Source organism: Tsukamurella pseudospumae (assembly GCF_001575195.1).
In the GTDB taxonomy this organism is placed as follows: Bacteria; Actinomycetota; Actinomycetes; order Mycobacteriales; family Mycobacteriaceae; genus Tsukamurella; species Tsukamurella pseudospumae.
Window position 1 is genome coordinate 1 of the sequence record NZ_LSRF01000036.1, and the last position, 4,765, is coordinate 4,765.

The window sequence follows — 4,765 nt, forward strand, 5'->3', positions numbered from 1 at the left end:
GCATTTAAGGAAAACCTGAAAATCGTATTTCTGGTTTCCAGGCGGGGAGTGGGCACTAACCTGGGGAAGTCGATCAAGACTTCGCTGGCTGGCCTGCCGTATCCGGTCCTCGATACGACGATCGCCAACAGGGTGGGCTACGCAGAAGCCCTCGTTGACGGATCTACCGTCATCGAGGTCGATCCAGAGGGGCAGGCTGCCGACGAGATCCGCAACATGACGCGAGAGCTGGTGAACATCTGATGGCTGCTAAGCCCAAGGGACTTCCCTCGCTGACCGCGGGCCGACCGTCAGCGCAATCCGTTGACGACTGGGTCTCGGGGGCGCACCCCGCGGCCACGCCGCCAGGCGCTGCAACCCCTGCGGCACCGCCGGCCTCGTTCGCTGGCGCCGAGCCCGAGAAGGAGCCGCTCAAACGTCTAACACTCGATATCCCGCTGTCGCTCCACGCTGCGATCAAGACGGATTGCGCACGCCGGGGCGTCAAGATGATCGACGACATCACTCCGCTGCTGGAGGCGCACTACCTTCGTCACGACTGACCGAGGGGGAGAGGTAGCCACAGCCTCGCTCAGCCGGGCATCATTGACGCATGTCCTCCTCGCCCAGCGACTTCGACCTCTACGGGAGCACTCCCGAGGCGCGGAGGATCAGCGCGCAGATCCTGGTCAAGCTGGCCCGGCAGGAGGGTCGAGAGCCCGATCAGTGGCTCCTCAACGTTGCCGAAGGCCCTGCCTCCGATGTGACGCCCGAGCAGAACGCAGCCCTCAGTAGTCAGGAGCAGCGCAGGATCGCTGGATTCGACCTCTACGGGAGCACTCCCGAGGCGCGGAGGATCAGCGCGCAGATCCTGGTCAAGCTGGCCCGGCAGGAGGGTCGAGAGCCCGATCAGTGGCTCCTCGACGTGGTTGCTGGCCGCCTGCCTGCTTGAACTCAGCGGTTCCTTTCTATAGCCACCTACTACCGCTTATTGCGCAAATAGGTCTTCTGCGAGACCATTTATGCATGAGTGAGATGTCCGTATCGGCCGCGGCGCAGCACCTCAAGGTGACGCCGCGCCAGGTCGCGCGGCTTGCGCGCTCGGGTGAGCTGACCGTGACGCGGCGTGTAGGTGGCGCTTTGCTGCTCGACGGGGCCTCTGTGCACCGTCGTGCGCACGCCCGGCCGGCTCGCGGACGGCCGGCGACGCCGGCGGGCGCCTGGGCGGCGCTCGCGCTGCTCTCCGGAGAGACTGCGGACTGGCTCGAGCCTGCAGCGTTGTCACGACTGCGGGCGCGCCTTCGGCGTAGTTGCGCAGAGGACGTGGCCTGGATGGTCCGCCGACGCTCTCCGCGCATCGAACGGATGCAGGGATGGGGCGATGCAACAGGACTCATTCCCACCGGAGCGAGCGTGCTGACCGACCCGTACTGGAGCGACTACTTCGAGCTATCGGCGGTGGACCGCGGAACCCACGACGGGTATGTACCGCAGAAGAAGTACGCCGCGACCATTCGCGACCTCGGCCTCATCGAGGATCCGGAAGGCGACTTCACCATCCGGGTGGTGCCGGCCAGCGCGGGATGGCAGGTGGACCGAGTCCTGCCGGCGGCTGTCGCGGTCGACCTGATGGAGTCGCTCGACACCCGCGAGGCGGCCGCTGGCAATCTTGCCCTCACGCGCATGCTCGGCAGGGTCTCGTGACCGAGCCGGTGGAGCGGCCGCGGTGGCGGGTCAGCGCTCCCGCCGGCGGATGGCCGCCGCCGTGGCCGCAGGTCGTCGAGCTCGTCCGCGTGATACCGCATGAGAAGTGGACGCTGATCGGAGGGCTGATGGTGCAGCTGCACGCAGCCCACGTGGGAATGCAGCTCACGCGCCCCACCGTCGACGTCGACATGGTGCTGCACATCGAGACCGGGGCAGCGACCTGGTCGAGCGTGCGCGAGCAGCTCGAGGCATTGGGCTACGTCCTCCATGAGCCCGTCGGCGATGGCCCAGTGCATCGATTCAACCGCGGCAAACAGCAGGTCGACGTGATGGTCGCGGACCATGCAGCGCCGAGCCTGCAGCCCAGCGTTATGCGGCGCCCGGTGTTCGCAGTGCCCGGAGGCACGTCTGCGCTGCGCAAGACCGTCAACTGCGAGATCGAGACAGCTGACGGCGGCATCGTCGTCAGCGTCCCGGATGTCCTCGGCGCCCTGGTGCTCAAGGGCGCCGCCTACAAGTCGGATAACCGTGACCGCGAACGTCATCTCGACGACGCCGCGGTCCTCGCCTGCGCCGCGGACAATCCTGTGCGCGACCGCGCTCGCATGGCCGGCAGCGACCGCTCCCGCATCCAATACCTCTGGGCGGTCTTGGAGGATCCCACGCACCGAGCGTGGATCGCACCAGGGGAGCGGTGGGCTCGGCGCGGCCGAGCAGCTCTACAGGTCCTGGCGGCCAACCCGGACTGACCGAGTCGCTTTCGCCTCCGGTCAATGAAGACGGCGGTACATCATCGTTTCGCCGGCATCGGGCATCGCCCCGATCGGTGCATCGAGCCCGAGGAAGGGGCCCAGATCCAGCGGTGTGTCAGGCCTGAGGATCTCGAATCCGTGGCTGCGGTAGAACGGCTCAAGGATCTCGTGACGATCCGTGTTGAACTGTCCATGCATCACGTGGGCACCGGCCGCGGCGTGGATCGCGATGGTCTCGGCCAGCAGCCGCGATCCCGCGCCCGACCGCCGGAAATCGGGCTCGACAGCCAGCAGTTCGATCTTCACAGCGTTCACGAGGTACTTGAGCGCAAGCTCAAAACCTAGTTGGCGCAGTAACTTTGGGAGGATCTTCGAGGATGGCCCAGCGATCACGATGCCGACGGCTTTACCGTCGGAGTGTGCGGCCAGCGCCGTAGTCGCTGCTATCCCTGCCGCTAATGGGTCTTCTCGGAGCAACATCGACAGGAACTCTGCGCGGAACTCCGGCGAGGGCGACGCCAGCGCGGCTTTGCCGAGAGCATCCCCACGGATCGCAGCAGCCAGTGTCTCCCCTTCCGCATCTTGCTGCCCGGAGACGCCCGCCATTGGCTGTGTTCGCGAATCTGAGCGTCACTTGTTCACGAATTTGAGCGTCGCCGCGGATTCGGACAGGGGCAGTGTTCACGAATTTGAGCGTCGTTGCTGGCTGGTGGTGTCGGTACGAGTGAAGAGCCACACGGACAGCCAACCGACGCCGATGGCCATGGTGATCAAGCCGATGTCTAGGGCTGCTTCGGGAACGACGCTGCGGAGGGCGACCGGGACGGATCCGATGGCGTAGACCGCGAGTGGTACTCGGGGGACGATCTTTGTGGCTGCGATCGTCAGCGCGAAGCCGATGGTGCCAATGAGAAACAGCACCGACGCAACAGTGAGCGCAAGTCCGAGGGGGCCGGACCGCAAGTCGGCGATGGTGGTGGGATCGAGGTAGGCGAAGACGAGGTTGATGACGAATTCGACCCCGACCAGTAGCGCCAACGCGGCGAGCTCCAGGTAGAAGAACGCTCGTCCGAGCTTGCCAAGTCGTGACTGGCATACCGCGAACATGCCGGTTACCAGTGCAATTGCGAAAACCTCGGCCAGTGGGGCCAGAAGCTGAGTGGCCTCCGTGGTCGGGACAATCTGTGCGCGCTTGGCGGCATTGATGACGAGCACCGCTGCTGCTGCGACGCCGGCGGCTGCGGCGGCGCGAATGCTGGGAGAGGCGACTGAGCGGGTGGGGATACTGGTGGTCATGCGACGCTCCTCGGTAGAATGCAACCATAATGCATCAATTATTACGATCTAGCAACATGCTGGAGGTTGAGTCAGGTGTCTGAACCGAAGAACGTCCTCGTCGACATCTGGCTGCTCGCATCGGTCGCCGACGCATTGGTCTCGGCCGGGCTGACCGACAGCCCGCTGTCAGTCGACGAGTTCGCCTTGTTCGGACTCGTTCACGACCTGAACCAGGTCACCGTTACGCGGCTGGCGGGCTGGACTGGGTTGCCCGTGACAACGGTGTCCGCCATCGTGCGTCGATGCGAAAGTCGCGGTGATCTCTCCCGAAGGCAGGACCCCTCGGATCGCCGGAGTTCGCTGATCGAGCTCACCCCTGCTGGGAAAAAGGTGTACCTCGAGTCGCTGCCTGCGCTGGAAGGGGCGCTCGACCGGCTCACGGCGCGGTTGCAGACACCGCTTGAAGATGCGCGAAGCAGGTTGCAGGATCTCGACTCAGCGTTGCGCGCAGCGCTAGACCTGCCCGCTCGGCCGTATGTGACGACAGATACTGAAGTGGCCGCACTCGCGCATCTTCGAAGCTTAACGCCTGAACAAACTGCCGAACTCAATGAGTTCGCGCGATGGCTCCAGTACCGTGATCGCGCCCACCGATGAACTGAACTGTGAGGGTGAACTGAACTGTGAGGGCTGAGGGACCACTCTCCAGTGCGGTGCGTCGAACTCTTTGTCAGCTTTGAACACGATCTCGTCACGGGGGCGATGAAAGCCGTGTCTGACAATTTGAGCGTCACCGACCAGATGGTGGGATGATGCTGGTGTCCTGGGGCTGAGATCGAGCGGCTGGGAGCCTGCTGATGCCTGGATCCGGATCGTCGTCGATGTCGAAGGTGGAGCTGTTCGCGGCGATCCGACGTGACCTGCGAGACGGCGTCTCGCGGCGGATGATTCAAGGGAAGTACCAGGTCAGCTGGCACACGGTCGATGAGGCGGCGGGGTCGGCGTGGCCGAGTGAACGCAAACGGTATCCGCGCCGGCAATCGAAGGTC

General features: G+C 64.7%; 8 protein-coding genes and 1 pseudogene. 7 read left to right on the plus strand and 2 right to left on the minus strand.

Going from position 1 to position 4,765, the window contains the following annotated elements; translation table 11 throughout:
- The 5 genes from AXK60_RS26995 to AXK60_RS12860 form a co-directional block, all read left to right on the plus strand.
- The coding region (locus AXK60_RS26995) for a ParA family protein (RefSeq protein WP_425315217.1) at positions 1-243 on the plus strand (243 nt) is incomplete at its 5' end.
- Positions 243-542 (plus strand): hypothetical protein, encoded by a 300-nt coding sequence (locus AXK60_RS26460; protein ID WP_139057930.1) that lies wholly within the window; start codon positions 243-245, stop codon positions 540-542. The genes AXK60_RS26995 and AXK60_RS26460, both read left to right, overlap by 1 nt.
- 50 nt (positions 543-592) lie before the next feature.
- Complete coding sequence (locus AXK60_RS12850) at positions 593-931, plus strand: hypothetical protein (protein WP_068571544.1); 339 nt, start codon at positions 593-595, stop codon at positions 929-931.
- A gap of 74 nt (positions 932-1,005) precedes the next feature.
- A complete protein-coding gene (locus AXK60_RS12855; RefSeq protein WP_068571545.1) occupies positions 1,006-1,683 on the plus strand; it encodes a hypothetical protein in 678 nt (225 codons plus the stop codon).
- The gene (locus tag AXK60_RS12860) at positions 1,680-2,435 is read left to right on the plus strand and encodes a hypothetical protein (RefSeq protein WP_244881101.1); all 756 of its coding nucleotides are present in this window, start codon (positions 1,680-1,682) and stop codon (positions 2,433-2,435) included. Before AXK60_RS12855 ends, AXK60_RS12860 begins: the two co-directional genes overlap by 4 nt.
- 21 nt (positions 2,436-2,456) lie before the next feature.
- On the opposite strand, the gene AXK60_RS25850 is transcribed toward AXK60_RS12860, so the two are convergent.
- Together AXK60_RS25850 and AXK60_RS12870 are read right to left on the minus strand one after the other, a co-directional pair.
- Positions 2,457-3,044, minus strand: a complete 588-nt coding sequence (locus tag AXK60_RS25850; protein ID WP_082778005.1) for a GNAT family N-acetyltransferase — start codon at positions 3,042-3,044, stop codon at positions 2,457-2,459.
- A gap of 75 nt (positions 3,045-3,119) precedes the next feature.
- Entirely contained in the window at positions 3,120-3,734 is a 615-nt protein-coding gene (locus tag AXK60_RS12870) for a hypothetical protein (RefSeq protein WP_068571547.1), read from the minus strand.
- A 75-nt stretch (positions 3,735-3,809) separates the two neighbouring features.
- Between AXK60_RS12870 and AXK60_RS12875 the strand changes: the two genes are divergently transcribed.
- Entirely contained in the window at positions 3,810-4,373 is a 564-nt protein-coding gene (locus tag AXK60_RS12875) for a MarR family winged helix-turn-helix transcriptional regulator (protein WP_068571548.1), read from the plus strand.
- Between the two features lie 200 nt (positions 4,374-4,573).
- Positions 4,574-4,765, plus strand: a pseudogene (locus AXK60_RS27410) (hypothetical protein); the annotation flags it as partial.

What these genes read in the sequence shown, in the direction of transcription:
- AXK60_RS12850 (WP_068571544.1), top strand. Translation starts at nt 593, where the DNA reads ATGTCCTCCTCGCCCAGCGACTTCGACCTCTACGGGAGCACTCCCGAG.
- AXK60_RS26460 (WP_139057930.1), top strand. Translation starts at nt 243, where the DNA reads ATGGCTGCTAAGCCCAAGGGACTTCCCTCGCTGACCGCGGGCCGACCG.
- AXK60_RS12870 (WP_068571547.1), bottom strand. Translation starts at nt 3,734, where the DNA reads ATGACCACCAGTATCCCCACCCGCTCAGTCGCCTCTCCCAGCATTCGC.
- AXK60_RS12855 (WP_068571545.1), top strand. Translation starts at nt 1,006, where the DNA reads ATGAGTGAGATGTCCGTATCGGCCGCGGCGCAGCACCTCAAGGTGACG.
- AXK60_RS25850 (WP_082778005.1), bottom strand. Translation starts at nt 3,044, where the DNA reads ATGGCGGGCGTCTCCGGGCAGCAAGATGCGGAAGGGGAGACACTGGCT.